Source organism: Citrobacter werkmanii (assembly GCF_008693645.1).
GTDB classification, from domain to species: Bacteria; Pseudomonadota; Gammaproteobacteria; order Enterobacterales; family Enterobacteriaceae; genus Citrobacter; species Citrobacter werkmanii.
Genome location: NZ_CP044101.1, coordinates 852,956 through 876,052 on the forward strand (window position 1 = coordinate 852,956; position 23,097 = coordinate 876,052).

A 23,097-nucleotide genomic window follows, 5' to 3' on the forward strand; every position below is an offset into this window, starting at 1 on the left:
TTTCACGCCCGGCAAACGCCGGGCGTTTTGCTAACCTGATGGGGCGCTTTTCTGGACTCTAACTATTTTAGCCGTGAGCGCTGTGACGGCCTCTTGCTGCTGCACCAGGAACGCCTCCAGCCCCATTTTCCCCGTCGCGATGTCATCCAGCATCTGCTCCCATAGCGCAGTGGTGCCTGGATCTTTCAGCGTTTCCGGCAGGGCGTCAATCAGCGCGCTGGCCGTATTCGTTGCCAGCAGAAAGCGGCGCTGCTTAATCAGATAACCGCGCTTAAGCAGTGTCTGGATAATCCCGGCGCGGGTGGCTTCAGTGCCAATACCGGCGTTCTCTTTCAGCCGCTGCTTCAGGCGTTCATCGCTGACAAAGCGTGCGGCATTTTTCATCGCGGCAACCAGCGTCCCTTCCGTGTAGTGCTCCGGCGGTTGGGTCTGGCGGGCGCGAACGTCCACCTGTTCCACCTCGCAGGTCTGTCCCTGTTGCAGAGCGGGAAGTGCTTGCGTTTCTTCCGGTGAGTGCGTTGCCATCTCGCGTAAAAACAGTTGTCGCCAGCCGCTGACAATCACCACTGAGCCACGGGCAACCAGCGTTTCCCCGGCGCAGTTCAGGCGCAACTCTGTTTTATCCGCCTCATGGTCCGGTAGAAACTGCGCCAGAAAATGTCTGCGCACCAGGCCGTAGACCTTGCGCTCGCTGTCGTTCATCTGCGTCAGATCTACCGTTTTACGGGTCGGGATGATGCCGTGGTGGGCGGTGATTTTGCTGTCGTCCCACAGTCGTGAGCGTTGTTGCAGATTCAGTTGCGTGGCGAGGGGCTGGAGTGAGGCGTTGCTGGCGACCAGCGCCGCCAGAACCTGTGGTGCTTCAGCGTGCATGGAGAGTGGCAACCAGCCACAGTCGGTGCGCGGGTAGGTGGTGGCCTTATGGGTTTCATACAGGCGCTGGGCGATATCCAGTACTTCCTGCGCGCCCATACCCCACTGTTTTGAGCAGACCTGCTGCAGGGCGCTGAGGGTGAAGGCCAGCGGTGGCGGCGTTTTCTCCCGCCGGGTGGTCACATCCAGTACCAGCGCGGTTCCGTCCTGTTGCAGGCGCGCAGTGGCCTCGCGGGCGGCGGATTCGCGGATACAGCGCCCTTCGTCATCGCAGTAAGCTCCATCGGGCTGCCACTGTGCCAGAAAGGAATTGCCGCCTGTATGCAATCGGGCATCTACCCGCCACCAGGGGCGGGGCGTGAAGCGGGAGATCTCCCGGTCGCGTTCCACCACCAGGCGTAAGGTCGGCGTCTGCACCCGGCCCACGGAGAGCACGCCTTTGTGCCGTCGGTTCATTAGCGTGCAGGCGCGGGTCATGTTGATGCCGACCAGCCAGTCGGCGCGGGCGCGCGCCAGTCCGGCCTGGTACAGCGGGAAAGTGCTTTCACCGGGTCGCAGCGCAGCGAGCGCCTTGTGGATACTGGCCTCATCCAGCGCCGACAGCCACAGCCGCTGGACCGGACCGCGCCAGCGGCATTTTTCCAGAATTTCACGGGCGATGGTTTCGCCTTCGCGATCGGCGTCGGTGGCGATCACCACTGCATCCGCCTGTTTCAGCAGCTTTTCGATGATACGGAACTGCTTGTGCGCCTCCGGGCGGATCATCAGCCGCCATGCTGGGGGAATAAACGGCAGGTGTTCCGTCCGCCAGTGTTTCAGTGTGGGATCGTAATCCTCCGGCGCGGCCATGCTCAGGAGATGGCCGAAGCACCAGGTGATGGTCACGGTGGCGTTATGCAGGTAACCGTCACTGCGGTTGCGGGCGTCAAGCACGCGGGCGATATCACGCGCCTGAGAGGGTTTTTCGCACAGGTAAAGTTGCATGGGCTGTCTCCGGTAAAAGGGAGTTCAGCATGGTGTGCCGGAGGGATAAGGCGACAGGGGAAACTGGAGGGCGAAGGTAAAAATTGCACCTTAAAACGTGCATTAAGCGGATAGTGCCTGTTTTTAGGTGCATGAGGTGAGTGTAAAAAAAACGCTAAAGTGACACTCAGGGTTTAACTTTGCGCAAAATTTTAAACCAGCGTGGCTAACGGCCGTATCCGCCGCAGCATAAACATCACCACTGAAAGCTGCGTATTCAGCACCTGTCGCCGCCATTCGAGCGCCATCAGCGCATCGCGCAGTTCATCGCTCGCGTCCGGCTGTTGAATGGCCTCCTGCAACGCCACGCTCCCCGAACGGTTGTTGTCCAGATTTCGCCAGCGCAGATAGCTGACGCCGGAGCGTGCCGGGTTGCTGCACAGGATCAGCGGTACATTACGCCCCGGCAGTTCATACACAGCCTGTTTCAGCATCGGCTGGCGTAGTTGCAACTGCATGCGCAGCGTCTGTAATTCCCGCACCAGCGCTCGCAGCTCTCCCTTACCCTTAAAGGCCTTTAAAAGGCCCTTTAGCGAGCTTTTGCGGGCGGAGCTTTCTTCGTCGTCTTCACCGATCATCACGCTGGATCTCCGCAAGCATCTTTTTGGGCAAATTCCCGAGCTTATGCGCCATCATCTGCGCCAGCGGACTGTTCGCCCGCACATCGGCGCGGGTCACGCCGGTGGTGCGAAAGCGGTTCACGAAGCTGAACACCTGGAGCATCAGGCGTGGGATGGTGGCAATGAAATCGCGCTTCTCCGCCTGGGTGATAAGGCCGAGGTGCCAGGCGAGCAGGGTTCGGCGGACCAGCAGATCGTAATCAATCAACTGTTGTAGCAGGCGCGAACCGGGCGGTGAGAACAGCGCCAGCGGCAGGATGAATTCGGTCGGGGACGGGTTACTGACCTGCGTGGTATGAATAGCGCCCGGCAGGCTGGCGAAGGCCTGGTCCAGCCGACGGTTTTTTTGCTTCAGCAGGTGTGCGATCAGGCTCAGGCGGATGCGCAGTTGCTTCAGCCAGTGGGCGGCCCACGGATCGTCGGCCTCCTCGGCGCGCAGCAGACGCCTGAGTAACGCCAGACAGAGCAGCATACCGGTGGGATGCGCCTGCCATAGCCGGGCGGCGACGCGGGTGTGCAGGGTGATGCGGATATCGCTGAACAGGGTTGTGCCAGGCATCGGAAATTCTCCATGGGTTCAGATGCCCGCAGTGTCGGTCCGCGCAATGAGTCTGGCGACGGGAAACCCATCTGGTTCACAGAAAGTTAATTTCGCCGATGAATGAGGTTTGATTGATAGCTGGCACACCGGCTTTATGCGGTGCGCATAAAATCAGGGCTATCTGCGCCTGCGCCGAAGCTGATTGAACTCGCCCCGTCTGGCTTTCTCCAGCGTTGCCAGCAGATAGGCGAGGGGGCGGTGGATATCGTGGGCGGCGATCCGCCACTGGAAGTCGTCCAGCACCTGTTGGCAGAGAGCGGGATCCAGATTGCGCATCGCGCGTTCTGCGGCGCGGCGCTCGCTGGCGCTGAAGGGATTATCCACAGGCCAGTGCAGCAGTTGCGTACGCTTTTGATGTTTATTGTTTAAATCTGTACCAGTATGTACGCAATGCGGCTCCGGCTGCCCGCCAGCCCCCGCCACATCACTGAGTCTTAATTGAAGACTCGGGCATTTTTTACTGAGTCCTCGATTAAGACCAGGGGCGGTCTTCAATGGAGACTCAGTGCAGGTTCGTCCACCGTCCACAGGTTGTTGCAGGGTGAGCAGCAGCCCGATAGCGATGTTTCGGATGCGTCGGTTGCGGTGGCGGGAACAAGCGGTGAGCAGCGACAGATATTCACTGTCCATCCGACAGGCATTGGCATGAGTCAGTGGCGCATCATGCAGGGCGTAGAGGTTGCCGGTGATCCTGCCGCTTTGCTCGTCGCGCAGCCGCTGGCACAGGCTCAGCCAGCGGGTGATCCGCAGCATCATCAGCGCATTGCTGACGGTACTGCGCGAGGCCTTCTCGCCTTCAGGCTGGTCAGAGAGCCAGCCCTGCAGTTCGTTGTAGGAGGGGAAGACGCCGCTGCCGTCGTCGCGGGCATGCAGGCGCAGCAGTTGCCACGCGAACTTGTCGCGCGGGGAGAGGTTGCGCGCCAGCAGCAGGCGCTTCGGCACGCTCTGCTGCGGGTTGCCGAGAAACAGCAGCCGATCGTCACTCTTCATGCAGCAGCTTCTCCTGAGTCCACTGGCGCAGCAGGTTCCAGATGACCGTCAGCGACAGATCGTGTTCGCGGGCCATTGCCATCATGGCGGTCAGCGCTTCGGGTGAGTCGAGCTTTTTCACGCCCGTCTTCTGCCACTCGTTCCACACCAGCGTCTCCACCTGCTCATCCGGGGCATTGTTGCGCCCCTGGCGGACAAACAGGCCAATCAGCCGCCGCCGGGCACAGACCTCCGGCGTGGAAAGGCCAAAATAGTGGTTAATGAACTCGATGGACGCGCCGAGCGACAGCGCTTCCTCCAGACGCTGCTGGAACAGCCGCTCCTGCTCCATCCTCGCGAGCATCCGGCCCAGCATTTCGTGGTCAATGTGGGGGGTGATGAACTGCACCGCGCTGTTGCTGAGAAACAGGATGTCATCGGCGGTAAGCCGCGTCAGCTCGCACAGCTCCTGCGGGCTGAAGCCGAGCGATTCGCAGTAGCGGATCTGTCCCTCCTTCAGCGCCTGGACGATGTGGGTGAGTACTGCCTGGTTAACTGAGGGTGTCATGGCGCACCTCCCGCAGCCGTCGCTGGCGGCACAGGCTGATAAGCTGCATCAGTTGCTGGATCTGAGCGTTGTTGTAGTCCGGCGACAGCAACAATTCGAGGGCGGGCATCGGCGTACTGGTGTCGCCATTCAGGGCCGCCAGCACCTGATAGCAGCGCTGTGCCGCCGGGTGGGGAAAATCGTGGCAGGGCGCGAGGGTGAAACCGGCCGGAGCACTGTCGTCCCGCTGGATACAGGCGTCCAGTCCCCAGCTGGCAAACAGTGACCGTGCCGTATGCACCAACGGCGAGGGCTTTGTCTCGCCGGGCGCTGCGGGTTCAGTTGGCGGTTCAGGCTCTGGTAGTGGTGCTTTTTCCGCTTCCGGCGGTGGCGGCCAGAGGACCTTTTCGGCGGGAGGCCCCAGCAGCACCTGCCGCTTGCTCTGACCGTCAGTCAGTTCCGCCAGCAACGTATTCCAGCTCATGCCGCTGCGACAACTCATCTCACCGAGCAGTTCATCCTGCACCAGTTGCGGTACCACGGCTTCCGGCTCGCCGTTGAAGGTGGCGAGGGCGGTGCTGAACAGGTCGGCAAATTCCGGCTGGCGTTCCAGCGGCATCAGCTTTGCCCAGACCTGTTCCGCCGCGCTGCGTAGCGCCAGCAGGCGATCGATAACCTTACGGGTGAGGCCGCCGTATAGCGCGTTAGGGATGCAGGGCAGCAGCCAGTCGACGGTCTGTAACATCCGGCTGATTTGCGACTGGCTGACGGGATAGCCGTCGCGGGTCAGTTGTTCCGCCAGCGCCAGTTGCGTCGGGCATTCAATGCCTGCCTCGAGGTAAAGATCGCGCAGGTGCAGGACCCCTTCCGCCCGTTCGATAAACATCAATCCGTTATGCAGGTCGCTTTCGGCCAGATGGCCGATCAGGCATTGTACTTCGCCCTGCTGCGGTGACAGCGTTTCCGGCCACGGTCTTAACGGCCAGCAGACGCGGTGGTAACGCTCATCCTGCGTCTCCTGCCACAGTTCATTGAGGATGGCGAGGCGCGTATTCCCGCCGCTGGCGAGCATATATTTTTCATCACCGGGGCGACGGGTCAACACCGGCGGGTTATCCAGCCCACGGGCAAGAATTGACGCTTTCAGTACGTCATAGCCGGGATTGCGGGTGACGCGGGGATTGAGGGAGAACAGCTGGATTTGCTCTAGGCTGACCTGGACCATCTCCTGTTCTCCGGTATTGCTGACGCCGTGAAGCCAGCGGTTGAGCAGGTGTGAAGCGCACATAATCTTCCTCCGGCATTCAGACATCGCGGGTAAGCCGGATGCGCTGGTGGATCCAGGCATCCACCTCGCTTTCCAGCCAGGCGACGTGGCGGCTGTTGAGTCGGATGGATGGCGGAAACTGTTGCAGCTGTATTTGTCGATAAATCCACGATTTACCGAAGCCGATTTTGTCTTCCACCTGGCGTAAGCGTAAAAATCTGTCGCTATTCATAACCATTCCTCCTGTGTCCAGATTCGTTCACATCAGCACGATGGGCGTGGTTATCAAAGCAGCAGCGTCCCTGCCAGGCAGTAAAAATCCTTATCTGGGTTAGTGAGAGTTGTTAGTTGAAATGGTTAGTTAATCGCGTTACGGCGGTGCGCCGCGCTGGAGGGCGGTTTTCAGCGTCTCGGGGCTCAGCGGCAGGTGCATACCTTCCTCGCGCGCCCAGCATTCGAAAATGTTCAGCAGTTTGTAGGGATGCTCCAGCATTTCATCGTCCAGCTGTGGGTTGTGCTTGCAGGCCAGCCACAGCAAACGGGAAAGCGCGGAGGTGATCCGCTCCTTTGATTCCGGCTGATGGCGGGTCAGGAAGGCTTCAAGATGAGTACGACGGATAACGAACAGTGCGTCAGGAGGCAATGTATCCTGCAGGTAGCAGACGGACAGATTGAGCCGGGATTTCAGGTCATTGTGACCATTACCATATAACTGGCCAATCAGCAGATGTAGCTCTTCCTGAAGGTTGTTTTGCGTGGCGAGCAGTTCCAGTAAAAGCTCCCGCAACGATTTGCGGCAACAGAGTTGGTAGTAGCTGTCGTTCTCATCGCAGACCACAATGCCAATCTGGTTGCAGCAGTGGGTATCTTTGGGGCAAGGACGATTCAACGTTTTCGCCAGTTGCTGGTGGAGCAGCAGGCGCTCAAGGCCAATTAACGGCAAATTCCACAGATGGCTGGTGGTCAGTTGCAGAGTCGGGTCGCGTCTGCATGGTGGAGAGTTCGCCATCACTTTCCGGTTGCCGGGTTTGTTGCACTGCGAAGGTGGAAAGGGTGGCTTGCTGAATCGGCAGGCAAAGCGGCAAGGAGGATTGAGTGGTCTCAGAAGTACGGGGGAGGGGAAGTAGACAGAGAGTGGCAGATCGCCGTGCAGGGCATGGCGGATCAGGTCGGCGGGCAGCAACGTGATGTTGTGCTGCCGGATGACTTCTGCGGCCTCATCCAGTGTCAGCCACTCCTGGCGGATTTTGTGTGGGGGCATGGGGTTTTCCTTTTTGTGTTGTTGGTTGCGTGTAGTGTTTGTTGATGGTGAAAACCTGTGTGAGTTTTTTTTGCTAAAACAACTAACCTGATCAGTTTAGTTAACGATCTTTTCAGACATAATCTGGTGATGAATTACGCTGGAAAAACAGGACGTAACATTGAATAGCACTGAAGACGATTTGCTTGAAGTGGCGTGGTATTTGTCGAAGTACGGTAAATCTCAACCACCTGTGGGACTTGGTGTTCTGAAATGGAAAGAGGCTTATGACTTGTTTTATCCCCGTTTCGGTGCGGGCAAAACCGCCAGTGAGTTTCGCAATAGTCTGAAAAATAGTCGTGACCGTTTTGATTCCTGGCTTAGTGATGTGCGTGTCGGCTGGCTTGACGAGCAGGGCGCTCCTGCTGCGCTTTCTCATTCAGCGCAGCGTGTGCATCAGCGATTGAGTGTGCTTTCAGAGAGTGTGATTGAGCAGCGTGTTCTTTCGTTAATATCTTCTGATGGAGATGAACAGGCGCAACGTGACTGTCTTATTATTCAGCAGGATAAAAGTATTGAAGATACCGTACGCGAGCAGTTGATTGCGGCACGGCTGGGGCAGGGTACCTTTCGGAAAAATTGTCTTATGTTGTATCCGGCATGCCCTGTTACGGGAACGACTTTTGCGCCGTTACTGCGTGCCAGCCATATAAAGCCGTGGGCTGCCTGCGAGAATGGGAGTGAACGCCTTGATCCTTATAATGGAATTATATTGGCTGCTCATATTGATATTCTATTTGATCAGGGATGGATTTCGTTTGAGAACGATGGGCGTTTATTAATTAGCAATGAGATGGATATTAGTGTTAAAGAGCAGTGTTTGTTGCCGGAGAAAATAAAGGCGTTTTCTGTTGAATCGTATTGTTATCTGGAGTGGCATCGGGAGAATTTACTGAGGTAAAGAGATGGCTTTATATTCAATAACCTATTGGTTTTATTTAAAAATATCATTTTATGCTAAATTAAAAGCATGCTTGGCGCTGAATGTCTGGCAGTATTAGTCGTCTGTAATGAATTGTTAAGTTTTTAAGGGCTTTTGTTGGTGGATTTTTGAACTACCAAGGCGGGGGATCCTTAAAAATTGAAGGATAAGGACTCCCATTTTTCGGCTTTACTTGTCATATGATTCAAGACAGTAATTAGACCATGAAGATTATCAATATATTCAGATGCTAGTAGGTTTGCTGGGAGAAGCTTATATATATTACGACCTATCCTGTAAAAAAATGGTCATTGTCTCGCTTTATGTCTTCCAAAAAAATACTACTCATCACCACATAAAATAACGTATAAGTGACAACATCCTAGTTATGCAGGTCTAATCTATGACTAGATTGAGCGCGATCTGTAACTTGGCTGGCTCATTGGTGTGGATACTTCCAGATGCTGGAGCAGCAACAGAAGCTTGTTTTACATCGGCGACAACGGTGTTCTGGTTTGACCCGTACAGCCTCATTGTGACATGTATTGTTTTGGGAGAAATTACTAACGCAAACCAGTACGCTATAGCCGATTGGCAAGGTAGAAAGCCTGCTTCTACTCAACGATTACACGAAGTTTATTATAGCTAATACTCGCACGTACCGGTTGCTATTGCCGGATGTGTTTTCCATCTAGGATGGTTCTTGGAACACGATATTTTCGTTTCGTACAATGAAACTTAGCGGACGCAGTGACTGGATTTGCTTTTGTAGTGCACCGGTAGCGAAGGTGACGTCATCTTCTTCGAATGTTTCACCATCCGGAAGGTTACTATTCGTGTATAAATCGTCTAGTTACGCTGATGAAGGGGCAGTTTTTCCTCATGGAGCAGATGCTCCAGAAAGTCCATATTAATCCATAACCTGTTGCGACAGAAATGGTTCGGTGCTTATAAGACAGTTCAGCTACAGTTGTTCAGCTAAAACAATCAGTTGTTGATGTTACAGTTCCACCATCATGCGGCTCCTCTTCAAAACGTCTCATAGATTGACAGCGGAGGAGGCATAGACTGCATGATGAAGGCTACTAGGTTTTCGTCGACCTGTATGTCATATTGTTTTTTCTCTGGTTGCAGGGCCAGCATGGACTGCTGCTACATTAATATTATCGTCTTACGCGCGACCAAAAAAATCATTTAACCTGATGGCTGTTTGTTTGAAGAAACTATGAGAAATTGGTAATCTGATCACATCTAAACCGCTTGGTTATTATACTAACACACGTAAAACTTCGCTATACGCAGGAAAGCAACATGGGATATTTCGTCGATTTTTTAACTCTTAGATTAGTATTCGCCCATGCTTCTACCAGATAAGACCCGATTTCATCGTTTAGTTCGTGGCCTCCATGCCGTCATGAAGAAATATCAGCTAGAAGCTGATTTGGTTCTTGGCAGTGCGCTCGATAAGTGGTGCAATTATTGCTTCCCCGGACTTCCTCAGTCCGGTTTACCGGTAGTGGATACATTAGATAATGAGGAGAGCGTGTGTGCATTTGTAGATTTTGTGAAGGATCAAGAACTGCTTGAGTCCACTTACTGGTTCTCCTCTGCTTATGCTCAACTTTTGGAAAAAGATTGTCGTAAGCAGTTGGCAATGTTCTTTACTCCACCTACCTTGACAAGGCGATTGCTTGACGACTTGTCGGATAATGGTGTGGATTTTGCCGATTGTAGTTTCTGTGATCCGGCTTGCGGTGGCGGAGCATTTTTAGCACCAATTGCAATGCGTATGAGAGATGAACTTTTACGTAGAGAAGCAAGTGCTTTTCAAATAATTAATCATATAAAAGAGAAATTGCTGGGATTTGATAAAGACGCCACATTATGTAAATTGTCGAGGCACTTCTTATTAATGGCACTATATGAAGAGGTCATGTCCACAGGGGTTTACCCTATTTTCCAAATTTATCATGGTGATTCACTTTTAAAGGGCATGAGTTACTTGGGTAAACTCGATGTAGTAGTTTGTAATCCTCCATTTAGAAAGATGTCTAAATTAGAAGTCAAAGAATATATTGATAAATATTCTAACGTGATTGAAGCACAACCGAACTTGTATTCGCTTTTCTTTGCCCTATGCGTCAATTTATTAAAACACAAAGGTATTTGTGCATTGATCACTCCAACCAGTTTTTTATCTGGTCAATATTTCTCAAAGTTGCGTCGATTCTTGTTAGCTCAGACTAAGATGCTCTGCATTGGAATAGTGAGAGACCGTCTCGGCATTTTTATCAATGTTTCTCAAGAAACGACGTTGACCTTGGCATGTCGTGAAATTTCTGGGTATACGCCGACGAATGACACAAGAGTATCGGTAGTTTCACGTGATGGTAGTTATATTGACATAGGGTTATGTACTTTACCAGATTCTGGGGCAGCATGGCCGATCCCTCGTACAAAAAGCGATGTTGCGTTGCTTAAGAGAGTGAGTAAGTCTCCGATAACCTTGGCAGATTATGGATATGTGGCTCGTATAGGGGCTTTTGTTTGGAATCGAGATACTCGTATGACCTACGCATCGGCAAAGAGTGCTTCTAATGAGCATCGCGGTGCAGTCGTTCCATTACTTTGGTCCAGCGATATTACTCAGGATGGTAGTGTACAGTTTACTGGTGCTCTAAAAACAAACAACGAACATTGTTTTGTGAACATGGAAAAAAAAGATCATCCCTCGATTGTGCAAAATCCTTGCGTGATATTGCAGCGTGTAACTTCCAACAGCCAGTCGCGACGGTTAATTGCAGCCGCTGTTCCAAAAGCAATTTTTGACACCTATGGTGGATTTGTAGGTGAAAATCATACAGTTATTATTGAACAGACGGTAGATGAGCCTGCACTGCAGCCAAATCAGTTAGCTGAATTGCTAGGAACACCTACGGTGGACAGATACTTTCGTTGTATCTCAGGCGCAACCAATGTATCAATTTTCGAACTTAATCAATTACACCTCCCTGAACCAGCCAAGCTCAAGCATCACCTTTCCCATGGGAACAATATGGCCGATGCAGCTCGTAAAGCTATGGACGACATGTGAATTTTTTGTATTATCTTCATAATGTCCGGGAAATTATAAGATAATGAAATAGATGGCCTCAATAAAGCAACGTACAGATCCATGGGATGCATTAAGGCGCAGGCGTGAGGAATTGGCAAAGCGCTTAGCTCATATGCGTAGAATTTCACCTAAACCTGCAAAATCTCGTATTAAACCTTTATCTGAGCCTGTATCTGTAGCTGAATCGATATCACCACCAGCGCCTGTTGTTCCTCGTACTCATGATGCCCTAATCCCACTATTCAGAGATGACTGTCCCCAGCCAAGTTCTCCATCAAGAGCAATGGTGAAACTTGCTGATCTATATTTGCATGCAGCTCAGCATCGCTCACGCCATATTACGTTAGTTTGGCCCGCATCACTTAAAACGTTAACTATGATTCACGCTCTTGCTACTCTTGTTCGCTGGCAACAAGGTGATAAGCAAGGCATCCGCGGATTACTTTTTCCAGTAAAAACTAATGTATTCAATTGCCTTAACCACATTTATTATGATCGAACTAGTATCATGCGTATCGCCAAAGAGTTAGCTGAGGCCACTACAAATGCCCGTGTCACCCGCTCCATGCCAGACAAGGATGCTTTTTTCTTTTCTCTTAATGATCATAACCTGCCTCTTATTTCTGAAAAACAGGTCAACCCGACGATTGGTGAGTTGTTACCGCTGTTTCTGGCAACGCCTAATTTTAAGAGTTGGACGTCCTGCCATTCACGTCTACTTGCACTCATTCGAAAGAAACTTTTAAAGCGAGCTCACGCTAATGCTTTAAAGCAGTCAAACTGTTCCATCCTAGGTGATCCCCAGACTGCACCTGATGCTATTTTTGCACTGGATGGGCGCATGACAAAGATAGAACTTCGTAAAGCTTGTGAGGCTTTAGCTAAGTTTGGCCCTCCTGAGGTTGTGATGGTGCATGTTTCTCGCTCCCTTCGTTTCGAGGCTCCAGATTGGAAAGCACAAGTTGCTCGTTTTTGCCTTATGCTGGAGGAGGTTTTTCGTAGTTCCCCACCAGGTGTGATAGTCGTTGCGGATGAACCACATGTCGCTTACCAACTAAAAGACAAACTTTGGGAATTAAATTATAAACGCGAGAAAGCGAATCAGTGGCATACACCTCACGAGTACATTATTTCAGGTATTCCGAGCACAATAAGTGGTGATGGCTTGGGCATGGATGATACTTATGAACCTGAGCATCCTACATCACGTGAATTTATCATCCATATAGTAGACGCTGATATTGCGAAAGTCGCAGATAAACTCCTACATATTTCCAGCACTATACCGGGTGGAAAAAAGATAGGTAAACCTCTCATTGAGGCATCTTCATTCCTTTGTCGTTTAGCCGCATTACCCTGTGGTATTCGACATATGTCAGAGTATCTATCTGGTTCTGAAATATCTGACAGGACGCGTACTGCCTTTGACTGGCTTCATTACTTAGGTGCTGTTAATGAGTTTGAGCGTAATATTGGGGTTGGAGATAAACGACCACTTCTTAATGATTGCTTGGCGCGAGGAACTCAGTTATTTGGTAAATACTATGAGGCTACTCCTTTTGCTCGTAAACTGGCTGATCTTGTCTCAAGTATTTCAATGCGTAAGAAAAATAGAGTAGCCATAGTATTTACAAATGTATTATATCGGCGGTTGGCTGAGCGTTTTCTTGCTGAATATGATGATTATCCTGAAGGAGTAACTTATAAATCCTTTTATGAACGAATAAATTTATTGTCAGCAGTTCATCTAGAGGAAAACCTAAATGGCCTAAATGGAGCCACACTTATATTTGCAGGGTTAAATGAAAATTGCTTACGTTTAGTCCTGACGGATGATCGAATTCCTCATCATTCAGTAATTCTCTTGACTCAGCAAGCTGGCAAGTTTCTACGTGCTACACTCAAACCTATTATTGAGCGAATGCCTGAGTTTAAATCTTACAAACCCAGAATGGAGTCTATCTTACGACAGTTACATGACTTACCCGGAGATGCTTCGATTCTTTCTACTGGCAGTTATATGTTGCCCACTTTTCGTGTCGAGTTGTCATCAGATGTGCCGATTAACGATCAAGAAATTACTCCTGGTTCTTGGGCAATCCAGCTCGATAATGGAGAGAGACAATATCGTTATGAAACATCTGACGTATATGTATATGAGCCTACTTCAACATATGCATCGGATGCGGGATTTAGAGTATGTCAAGTTCGTTCGCTTCAGGTCGGAGACAAAGTTTTTATCATGTCGGTCGAAATGCGTGAGATGGTTGAACAAGTTTTATCAGACGCAGGGATATCAATCAACTCTGACAAGACCTTCGAATCAGCGCTGAGAAGTTATCACGAACAGATACAAAAGCGTCTTAATCTGCGCTTCGGGCAGGTCAAACATACAGATAAGATTCGTACCATTCGAGAAGAAATGCTTGTGCTTGCTCCTCAATTGAAAAGTTATTTGCCAAGTTTACAGGCTATGCGTCATTGGATTGATCTTGATCATTCGTCCGAAACACCTTTCGATCAGCTTCGTCCACAAGCCCCGATGCGTGAAGACGTTTTTAAAGCATTTGCACAAGTGCTTGGATTTACATCACTGGAGATCGCTTACCAGTGGCAGCGGGTTATCATACCTATACGCAACACTCGCAGGCTGGATGGTCGCCATTTATCTGATATATATGCATACATGCTTTTACAACCAGAATCAGCTATGTGTAACGCAAATATTAAACGGCAAACTTTGGCTAGATTGTTTAATCAGGCGCGCGAGAATGTAGCCACTATTGAGCGTGTTTACCCTATTAAGGAATTTCAAAAATGAGCCAGCCCACTCTTCGTGCTAACCCTGCCGAAATTAGTTCAACACTCAAGGAGGCTGTTGTTGACAGTCTATTAAATCTTACGTACGCGCAGCTCAGTGGGCAGGGAGAGGCAGGAGAGTATCTTTATGGTGCTCGACCAAGGACACTTTTGAACTCTGGTTTTCTATTACCACAGCGTAACCCATTAGGAGACGATGAGGTAACATCTCCCATCTGGGTTTCGTCACATGGACTGCAGATGCAGCTCAATCTTTCCGAATCTTCAATAATAACGGTCCAGCCTAATCTGTGTGTCTATGTCAGAGTTCTACCCCAAGAAGAAGATCTCACGAGGCCGAATTGCTGCCCAGTATTTATGTTGCGCAGAGCTATTGTTGACGAAATTACTGCAGAGCGTAACCGCCGATTGGAAAAAGCATGGGAAGAGGTTAAAGGAGCTTATACTTCAAAATGGAAACATCCAGAGTGGGGTGCTATTCGCTCTCAGATTGTGGAAGAAATCTATACCGCTAGAGGTATACCTAGACACTTATTAACATCTGATTTTTCACAAGATTCCGTAGAAGTTGAAGTGGAATCATCTAGTGAAAAGGATATTCTAGGAGAAGGGGCTAAAGAAGGTATATTTGTCAAAGTAGGGGAAGCTTTACCAATAAAAGATGAACATTTTGAACCGCTAAGTGTTCCTCATAAATGGATGAGGTTGGATGTTAATCTTCCGCCTCTACAGATTGATACATCTAAGTCTTATGAGACTCTCAAAAGCAATATTGATGAACATGCGATATTAATGAATGCAACTCTATCTGCGAGACTGCAGGAATGGGCGGAAAGTGATGATCCTAATGTAGGTGGAAAAAATTGGGGATATAGGCATTTGGTAAATATTCCCGCGAGCCAATACACTAAATGGGAAGATTTCCTCAACATTGTTCGCAATTCAAAGTTACATATCGCTTTACCAAGCATTCAACTTAGTTGGAACTTTGAGTTGAACGAAGATTGGCTGTCTTCTTCCAAACGTAGTTTCTTTCTTGCCCTTGAGAATACTAGTAGTATACCGAGTCAGTATGAAGATGAGACGGACGAAGCTATTTTTCTTGTATCCCTTCAATTTAAAGTTCCCACTTCGCTTCACCATCCCCTCAAGCTTGAGCGTATCGATCCATCTTACCGTTATAACAAGTACCTAACTCACCCCGCAATAGGCCACAACTGCGGTATTGTTCAGGTGAAGTCTGATGAAGATTTCAAAATATTCGAGACAAGCTGGACTCCTCGTTACATACAGCCGCGCATCGTTCCTACTAGTGCGAATGGGGTTCTGCGTCATGTGCGTTCACTCGCAAAGCCTGAGGGATTGAATGGTTTAGAGCCTCTTATACCAGCAATGCGTGAATGGATTAGCAGTCTTCCCTCGCAAGTGAATCCTGCTGAAGGATTAGATGCTTCTGATAGAGAAGGAATTGCTCGAGAAGGTGAAGCTTTCAGGCAAGATTTGCAGAAATGGACCTTTGAAATGGATGCGATAGCCGTGGGTTTGAAATGTTTGGCGGAATCGCATGCATCTTGGAAAATGAGAGGCTTGCAGTCTGATCCTAAAGCTATCGTCTATGAAGCGTGGCTAGCTACGAATGAAACAATGGCTGACTTTATGAAGTCCCGTTTCGGTAACGATAAAGGCGAGTGGCGTCTTTTCCAACTGGCTTTTATTATCGCTAATATCCCCGCGTTAGCTTCACGCATCCCTGAGTTTTCGCATTTCTATGATGAGCGTAGAGATGATGCTGTTACATTGCTCTATTTTGCCACCGGTGGTGGTAAATCCGAGGCATTCTTTGGACTTTTAGTTTTCAATCTCATGCTTGATAGACTGAGAGGTAAACGTCGTGGTGTGACAGCCTTAATTCGCTACCCTTTAAGGTTACTGACGATCCAGCAAGCACAAAGATGCGCAGGTGTACTTGCACATGGTGAACGGATTCGTAATCGCTATAGGTATGGGGGAGATTCATTAGCCATAGGTTTTTGGGTTGGGAGTGGAGGATCTCCAAATTATCATCGTGAAAAGGGAGTTAAAAGTATCCCTATTGTGTCGTCGGTTCCTCCTGATTTAGCTAATGAGCAGCTTCTTCGAGCTAAGGACTCTAAGTATTCAGCGGCAATGCGTGCATGGCGAAAATTATCAAACTGCCCATTTTGTGGTAGTGAAACTGCATTGAGATTGTTTGTTGCTCACGGTTGTCAGACTTTGGGGCACGTTTGTACTGATATTCGTTGTGATTTCAATAGTGGAGATTGGAAGCCGTTGCCATTTTATATCGTCGATGAAGATATCTATGATTTAGCACCATCAGTCTTATTAGGTACAGTTGATAAATTAGCTCTTATTGGTCATTCAAAAAAAACTATTCGGCGTATCTATGCTATGTTTGGGGCCGCTCCTTGGGTTAATCCCCATAATGGACGATTGCATGTTCCGACCAATAATGATCTAGCCGCAGGGCCAGCAGCAAAAGGCATGCAGGGAGTATTTCCTGCCTACAGAAATGGTAGGCATATTTTTCACGATCCGTTTCCAAGCTTGATTATTCAAGATGAAGCTCACTTGCTTGATGAGTCGCTAGGGACTTTTGCAGGCTTATTTGAATCTACCCTGGATGCAGTTTTTGAATATCTTGGTGACTCCCTTAAAGATCTTGTGGCTGTGTGCGACCAAGGGCGTCGGCGTCGTTCCAAGGTTATTGCAGCTTCAGCCACCGTATCCTCTCCAGAAAGGCAGCTAGAACATCTCTATCAACGTTCAATTCCAGCAGTGCAGTTTCCAGAACCTGGACCATCTCTGTATGAGTCTTTCTATGCAAAACCTGCATTGGCAGAAGAAGAGCTCCGAAAAAAACATCCCGACATTGAGGTCGCAAGTCGACAGGCACGTATATATACGGCTTTTATGACCAATGGTAAGCCACACACATCGACAAGTGTTGCGGTGCTATCAGGGTTTCATTTAACTATTAGTCGGCTATTTGACAATCTTACCTCTGGTGATGAGCTGCAATTCCAAATTGCTCGTCAGATGTTAGCTGGGCATGTATCTAAGGGATCACTTCAAAAACTGCATAAGCAGGTGTTATCCGAGGCTAATGCTTCTGAATTAGCTACACTTATCGACTTGCACCGCATTGCGCTGACCTATGTCACTAATAAGAAGGGTGGTGATCAAATTATGGCAGCAGAAACTGAGGAGACGCGCAAACGGCACATTAACGAAGGCATTGAGCTTGGGGGACTGGACACTCGTCTTATTACCGGCTCGGTAGAGCAAGGTGAGATTCAAAGCGTGGTGGATACTGCACAACGACGTGTTGCTCCAGAAGAACCACTTCCTCCGTTAAGAGAACAGCTACGTTCCGTTATCGCGACTTCAGCTATCTCACATGGTGTCGACGTAGATGAGTTTAACTCAATGTTCTTTGCCGGAATGCCTTCTGACATTGCCGAGTATATTCAGGCTTCCTCTCGAGTTGGGCGTACACATATAGGTTTTATTGTCCTTGTCCCGACGCCTCAACGTCGCAGGGATAGGCACATCGTGCATATATTCGATATTTTTCATCGATTTCTTGAACGAATGGTGCAACCCGCTGCTATAGATCGTTGGGCAGAACGTGCTATCGATCGTGTATATCCTAGCCTATTCCAGGCATATTTGTTGGGCGTTCGTCCTAGTAGTGAATTAATTCAGCTGCCTGAAGGGGAGAAGGCCAGAACCCCTGATTTCAGTTTTATTCCAAATGTACGCAAAGAGTTTATTTCTCGAGGTGATTCATTTATTGATGAAATAAACAAGTTTGTAGAGTTAGCAGTGGGGTTGAACGGTGCCTTTGTACCTGAAGGTGAGGAGTACTATCGTGATCGCATTAATCAAAGGACCCGTAATCTCATTGTAAACGCCTGGAGTAGTCCGATGTGGGGGAATGGTAATATCGATGCGTACTTCAACGGCCAAACAGATCCCATGATTAAGCCAATGACGTCGCTACGCGATGTTGATCAAACAGGCATTATCCAGGCATCATCCCTAGATGTAAATGGCAGAAAACAATCACTTGATGAGGTACAGTTAGTGATGGATTTCCTTCGTCATGGTGTGGCTGGCAACGATGGTTCGGATAATGCATAGACGGGAGACTGATATGTCAAAACATAGGGGGATGCTGGCGAATGATGATGAAAGCAAAACACTACACGCTCCCACAATGGCACGCTCAAGAGGACAATTGGGGGCAGCCTATGCTCCTGGAGCGTTCTTTACTTTTGAAGGCGGATTAGGAGCATGTATTTCCATTCCAGATTTATCTGCAACGGTAGATGATGCGCCTATCCAACCGGAAACGAAGTCACAAATTATTCTGAGATTGCAGGAGATTTGGCAGAGTTGGTTCGCTCGTGCATATGAGATTGGAACTGGAGAACGTGAAATCGATCCTCGTCTTTGCTTGGATGAGTCTCTCCTCAAAGGGAGTGTTGTAGTTCCACTGGGGGGAGATAGCTTGTCATTTTTAAGCCCCCTAAGAATGGGGTATTCTCCAGCACCGCTGACTTTTGTTTGTAACAAATGCAGGCTTTTCAAGAGATTTGAATCAGTTCACCAGTTAGCGGAGAGTATGCGGGAGCTGCGCAAGGCTCGTTGTACTGCTGCTGAGGCTAAAGGTGGATGCGAATGGCGCCAAGTCGACGTTATATTCGTGCATTGGTCCGGTGAGTGGATGCCTGTGACTCCAGGCAGATGGGAGTGGGATGAACGTAATAATGCCATAAGGCTTTATGGTGAAGAGTGTAAAGTATGTGGTGGAAGAGATTTCAAACTCAACACCGATTCACCACGCATCGGCCAGTGGCATTTTTATTGTGCTAACCCAAAGTGTGGGCATAAAGGGAGCAGTTCGTGGCGACAAAATGACCATTTCACAACGGGAATCTTCAGGAATCAACCTGGTATACCTGTTGCCAGACGCCGTATGGAGCCAATTTCGTATCGTGCATCGTCAGCGTATTACGCACAATCAGAACAATTCGTACTGTTTCCTGAGTCTGAACATCATCTCATCACAATGTTAGAACCACAATACGAGGCTGAACTTGCTACCTTCATCAGTACTCAGTTCCGATTTGAGGGCGCTAAACTTTCGACTGAAGAGATGAAATCGACTCTATTAGCTGCTGGTGAAGAGAGTGAATGGTTATCGTATGAACATCTGATGCAAATAAGGGAACTTCAAAAAGATAATCCCATCATTTTGAAGATTGCAGATGATGAAATTAATAAACTAATTACTAGATGGACTACTAGTACACCTCCACTTCTGCGGCCAAATGTCGAGCTCCCATCGGCTGTAAAAGAGCGGCTTAGACAACGTAGTGAATATACCAGTCGTTTTGACCCTTTTATTCTTGCGGTTGAACATGAAGCCTTGAATCGAGGGAAACTTTCTGCCCCTAGTGATGCTGGACGGGCAAAGTTTGTACGTTTTAACCATCTGGATAAAGATCTTGCGCCAAAGGATGTAAATGTTAAGACTTTACAGGAATCTGAGACTAATCGTCTAATGAGTAAACTCGGAATCGTTGATATTGGATTAATCCGGGAGTTCGATCTGTGCCGATTTACTCATGGATACACCCGTGTATCGGCAACTCCATTTCTCAACAGGCATAATCAAGATATGCCTGTACGTTTGAAATTATTCGAACCGTTACGTAATGGTAAGCGACCCATTTATGTTGTGACGCAAGCAAATGAGGCATTGTACGTTCGTCTTGATCCAGTAGTTGTCTATAAGTGGCTCCAGACTATCGGTGTGTTAGACCTTCCTGAATGGAATGAAAGTAATTCTATTAAATTAGGAGGGAAGATTCTGGAAGTAACTCAGCCTTTTGGTCGTTATTTTTCTCTCTTAAAAGAAGATGATGCATCAACTTATCGATATATTTATACACTTCTGCATACCTACGCGCATACACTCATGAAAAATGTAGCAGAGTTATCTGGCTTGGATTTAGGGTCTATGGGGGAGTATATATTTCCGCTAGATTTTGCATTCGTGGTATATCGAAACGGTACCACTATGGATCTTGGTAATTTATCCTCTTTGTGGCGTAATGAAAATAACAGATTCCTTGCACGATTGCTTGAGAACTCGACACATCGTTGCAATTCTGGACGACTATGTGATAGCACTGGGGGAGCATGTCCTGACTGTATTATGATTCCAGAGACGTCTTGCCTTGCTCAGAATCAGTTACTGTCTCGTGCAGTGTTAAAAGGAGGGCATCCACCTCGTGAGGATGCAACTCATAAGGGGCAACGTATCAAAGGTTTCCTTGAAATAGCGAATGATGTTTATGAAAAGTGAGATGCTTAATGCCTTTGATGCACTTGCGCCTCATTGCGAGGTAAGTGCTGCTTTATGTGATGCTGCTTCTAAAGGTTTGCTTGATATACCTTTAGATTTGCACTCTATTTGTACCCGCATTGGTCTACCACAAGCTAGAGCTGCCGATATTGAGCGCTCGTTGATTGCAGGGCAAGCACACGGAGTGTTCAAACAGTCAACGCCCCTCACATGGATGATAAATGACTCTAATCTTGCATTTCGTCTGGCTCCTTTATTATTAGGTGTTCGTTTGTACCGCTCACGTGCAAGGCATATTCATGATGCTCGCCAACAGATGATTGTGCAAGTCCATGATGAATTACCGATACTGGCTGCTGAGCAACCCCGTGAATTAATGGAACTGCATGCTGAGATTGAACGAGTATCACTCAAGCAAATGATTGAAAAATATCGTAATATGCTGAGTAAAAATCTAACAGAGAATGCTTGGCAGAAATTTTTCGATCAAAATATATTTATTTTGACCATACTGTTTTGCGGACCCGTACAACTTGTATGCAGTCAGTTTCACGCGCAGCCTAGTGGGATCACAGGCAAAGGAGCACAAATAGGCGACTATCTTTTTCGTGGGATGGGGCAGGCACTAGCTATCGTCGAGATCAAAAAACCAGATACCCCTCTGATTCAAAAGAGAGAGTACCGACGTGGTGGTGGTGTTCATGCTCCTGATTCAGAGTTAAGTGGCGCTGTAAGCCAAGTATTATACCAACTCCATTCACTTCAATCTGCATGGAGTATCCATCGTGATAATGGTGAGCTTTCAAATTCAAGACCAGACAATACCCGGTGTGTCATCATTGCTGGTACTCTTCCTGTTGAGGCAAATATACTACGCTCATTCGAAACATTCAGATGTGCTCATACAAATGTCGAAATAGTTACCTTCGATGAACTACTACAAAAACTTGAGCTATTACTCGATATCCTAACCCCAAAGAAAAATGTAGGGTCTGAATGCGAAGTTAAATCTGATGATTTCAATGCGGTACTATAATTTATTGTGGAGAGCATGATATGCCACAGCGGTTGGCGTATGCTTTTCAAAATTTGGCGGATAAGAAATAGATTACTTATCAATAAATTATTGATAACTGTTCTGTTATATCTTAATTAAGATATTGCTAACAATGCCAACAATACATATAAAGTGTTTAGTTTATTGTTAGTGCATGGGATTTTACTTTTTATACATGATTCTAAATTTTGTATAGGGTAACAATAATGTTTTTTTCAACTTAATGTCATCCCCTGAGGCTTTGACATAACTATTTTTAGTGATGGCACTGACATTCTTTAATCTGCTCATCTACAAAAATTGCCTTGTTTGAGCGGTCGTTCAGAATAGCCGATAAATATTTTTTTCCGCTTGTTATAATGGATTTCATTTTTCGAGAATGATCACCCAACTTTGTGATCTTCCACGCAGTATTCAATTTTATGTCCCATTTTGGGGGCAAATCCCCAAAATAAAGTCTCACAACTCATTAATTTTCAATAAATTAAACCAAAAGGCGAGTCCGGCCTTCGCAATCGGTTCTTAAGTATAACTATTTTTTATGGCCATGGGCTGTGATGTAAAAGAAAGATCGATATTTCAGTTTATACCGGCACTGTTTTCAGGTGAAAAGTTCAATTTGTCCCTCCCCCCTTCTTTTAAACCTTCACCTCAGCGAAAGTTTTGCGTCTCGGTGGCACGATTATTAAACTTCGCTATTATTATGTAATATATCGCACAAAATACGACTCGATTCCAGTACCGGAAGATCCTTGTTTAATAACGACGAACGCATCGGTAACCTGTTCAATAGGTTCTCGGTTTGTGAGGCGAGATAGGCAACTAGAGGGTGCGCATTTTTGTCGGCTGAAATCAGCCGAACGCTGTATTGTGTGATTGTATCTTTGCGACAGATTCCCGAGCAGTAGTTGGTTGTACCCGTATACCTGAAATCTTTAATTGAAAAGCTAAACATGCGCATTATTTTGTGAGCGTCACTCTGTTCAGCGTAATTATCCGCTATCCGAAATTTCACTGTATTTTCATCAATATCATATTGATAAAGTAGTCGATGCTGCTTAAACAGTAAGATAAGCAGTAAGCGATTTATCCTGCTGAACTGTTCCGTCACCTCGATAAGGTCGTTTATCATTAAATTGGACTGCTTTTTCATTTTCCTATGAGAATGCTCCGTACATCTACTGGCACGAAGTGGCGGCCTCTCTATGCCTTTCTGCAATTGAGCGTTAATTACTTCATGATCAATAACATAATGAATATGCTTAATCGCAGGTTCCAGTGCCTCAATGGTAAACAGTTCGGTATAACCATCGCCTGCATCAATGCCTGTCTGATAATTGGTTAACAGAAAATGCAGCATTTTTTCTAGTTTAAAAACCTCTGACTGCGGCACGATAATTTGGTAAGAGCGCTCAAAATCCACTTCGCCCCAGGTTCGTGTTAGTGATTGAATGCGGTTATAGATGTTATTAGCTTTACCAATTTTCATCATCTTTTTGGCTGGGAAAATCAATAAATAGAGAAAGGAAAGGTTGTCCATAAAGCACCTCTGGTTGCGGTATTAA

Annotated in this window: 15 protein-coding genes and 2 pseudogenes; 6 read left to right on the top strand and 11 right to left on the bottom strand. The window is 47.9% G+C overall.

What is annotated here, in order from left to right:
* Window positions 1-30: 30 nt before the first annotated feature.
* The 8 genes from FOB24_RS04800 to FOB24_RS04835 all read right to left on the bottom strand — a co-directional run bounded on the left by FOB24_RS04800 (window position 31) and on the right by FOB24_RS04835 (window position 7,161).
* Window positions 31-1,857 (bottom strand): DNA topoisomerase III, encoded by a 1,827-nt coding sequence (locus FOB24_RS04800; protein ID WP_150344596.1) that lies wholly within the window; start codon window positions 1,855-1,857, stop codon window positions 31-33.
* Window positions 1,858-2,048: 191 nt separating this feature from the next.
* On the bottom strand, window positions 2,049-2,474 hold the full coding sequence (locus FOB24_RS04805; RefSeq protein ID WP_020846020.1) for a DUF3158 family protein: 426 nt from the start codon (window positions 2,472-2,474) through the stop codon (window positions 2,049-2,051).
* Window positions 2,464-3,075, bottom strand: coding sequence for a PFL_4669 family integrating conjugative element protein (locus tag FOB24_RS04810; protein WP_150344597.1), 612 nt, complete (start codon window positions 3,073-3,075; stop codon window positions 2,464-2,466). The genes FOB24_RS04805 and FOB24_RS04810 overlap by 11 nt, the downstream gene beginning before the upstream one ends.
* Before the next feature lie 159 nt (window positions 3,076-3,234).
* Window positions 3,235-4,107 (bottom strand): STY4528 family pathogenicity island replication protein, encoded by an 873-nt coding sequence (locus FOB24_RS04815; protein ID WP_150344598.1) that lies wholly within the window; start codon window positions 4,105-4,107, stop codon window positions 3,235-3,237.
* Window positions 4,097-4,654, bottom strand: coding sequence for a DUF2857 domain-containing protein (locus tag FOB24_RS04820; protein ID WP_150344599.1), 558 nt, complete (start codon window positions 4,652-4,654; stop codon window positions 4,097-4,099). Before FOB24_RS04820 ends, FOB24_RS04815 begins: the two co-directional genes overlap by 11 nt.
* The gene (locus tag FOB24_RS04825; RefSeq protein ID WP_150344600.1) at window positions 4,638-5,921 is read right to left on the bottom strand and encodes a ParB family protein; all 1,284 of its coding nucleotides are present in this window, start codon (window positions 5,919-5,921) and stop codon (window positions 4,638-4,640) included. Before FOB24_RS04825 ends, FOB24_RS04820 begins: the two co-directional genes overlap by 17 nt.
* A gap of 16 nt (window positions 5,922-5,937) precedes the next feature.
* Window positions 5,938-6,132 (bottom strand): helix-turn-helix transcriptional regulator, encoded by a 195-nt coding sequence (locus tag FOB24_RS04830; RefSeq protein ID WP_001561320.1) that lies wholly within the window; start codon window positions 6,130-6,132, stop codon window positions 5,938-5,940.
* A 138-nt stretch (window positions 6,133-6,270) separates the two neighbouring features.
* Window positions 6,271-7,161, bottom strand: a complete 891-nt coding sequence (locus FOB24_RS04835) for a hypothetical protein (protein WP_150344601.1) — start codon at window positions 7,159-7,161, stop codon at window positions 6,271-6,273.
* A gap of 160 nt (window positions 7,162-7,321) precedes the next feature.
* On the opposite strand from FOB24_RS04835, the gene FOB24_RS04840 reads away from it, so the two are divergent.
* Window positions 7,322-8,101, top strand: coding sequence for an HNH endonuclease (locus FOB24_RS04840; protein ID WP_150344602.1), 780 nt, complete (start codon window positions 7,322-7,324; stop codon window positions 8,099-8,101).
* A gap of 681 nt (window positions 8,102-8,782) precedes the next feature.
* On the opposite strand, the pseudogene FOB24_RS24260 reads toward FOB24_RS04840, so the two are convergent.
* Window positions 8,783-9,113: pseudogene (locus FOB24_RS24260) on the bottom strand (ATP-binding protein); the annotation flags it as partial.
* A 38-nt stretch (window positions 9,114-9,151) separates the two neighbouring features.
* Window positions 9,152-9,274, bottom strand: a pseudogene (locus tag FOB24_RS04850) (IS21 family transposase); the annotation flags it as partial.
* A gap of 262 nt (window positions 9,275-9,536) precedes the next feature.
* Here FOB24_RS04850 and FOB24_RS04855 point away from each other — a divergent pair.
* The 5 genes from FOB24_RS04855 (at window position 9,537) to FOB24_RS04875 (ending at window position 21,511) form a co-directional block, all read left to right on the top strand.
* Window positions 9,537-11,216, top strand: coding sequence for an HsdM family class I SAM-dependent methyltransferase (locus FOB24_RS04855; RefSeq protein ID WP_223851233.1), 1,680 nt, complete (start codon window positions 9,537-9,539; stop codon window positions 11,214-11,216).
* Between the two features lie 112 nt (window positions 11,217-11,328).
* On the top strand, window positions 11,329-14,058 hold the full coding sequence (locus FOB24_RS04860; RefSeq protein ID WP_150344604.1) for a hypothetical protein: 2,730 nt from the start codon (window positions 11,329-11,331) through the stop codon (window positions 14,056-14,058).
* Complete coding sequence (locus FOB24_RS04865; protein WP_150344605.1) at window positions 14,055-18,242, top strand: DEAD/DEAH box helicase family protein; 4,188 nt, start codon at window positions 14,055-14,057, stop codon at window positions 18,240-18,242. Before FOB24_RS04860 ends, FOB24_RS04865 begins: the two co-directional genes overlap by 4 nt.
* 13 nt (window positions 18,243-18,255) lie before the next feature.
* Window positions 18,256-20,475 carry a hypothetical protein gene (locus FOB24_RS04870; RefSeq protein ID WP_150344606.1) on the top strand — a complete coding sequence of 740 codons (2,220 nt, stop codon included), beginning with the start codon at window positions 18,256-18,258 and terminating at the stop codon, window positions 20,473-20,475.
* Window positions 20,456-21,511, top strand: a complete 1,056-nt coding sequence (locus FOB24_RS04875) for a Shedu immune nuclease family protein (protein ID WP_150344607.1) — start codon at window positions 20,456-20,458, stop codon at window positions 21,509-21,511. The genes FOB24_RS04870 and FOB24_RS04875 overlap by 20 nt, the downstream gene beginning before the upstream one ends.
* Before the next feature lie 706 nt (window positions 21,512-22,217).
* On the opposite strand, the gene FOB24_RS04880 is transcribed toward FOB24_RS04875, so the two are convergent.
* Entirely contained in the window at window positions 22,218-23,072 is an 855-nt protein-coding gene (locus FOB24_RS04880; RefSeq protein WP_150344608.1) for a GIY-YIG nuclease family protein, read from the bottom strand.
* Window positions 23,073-23,097: the final 25 nt, after the last annotated feature.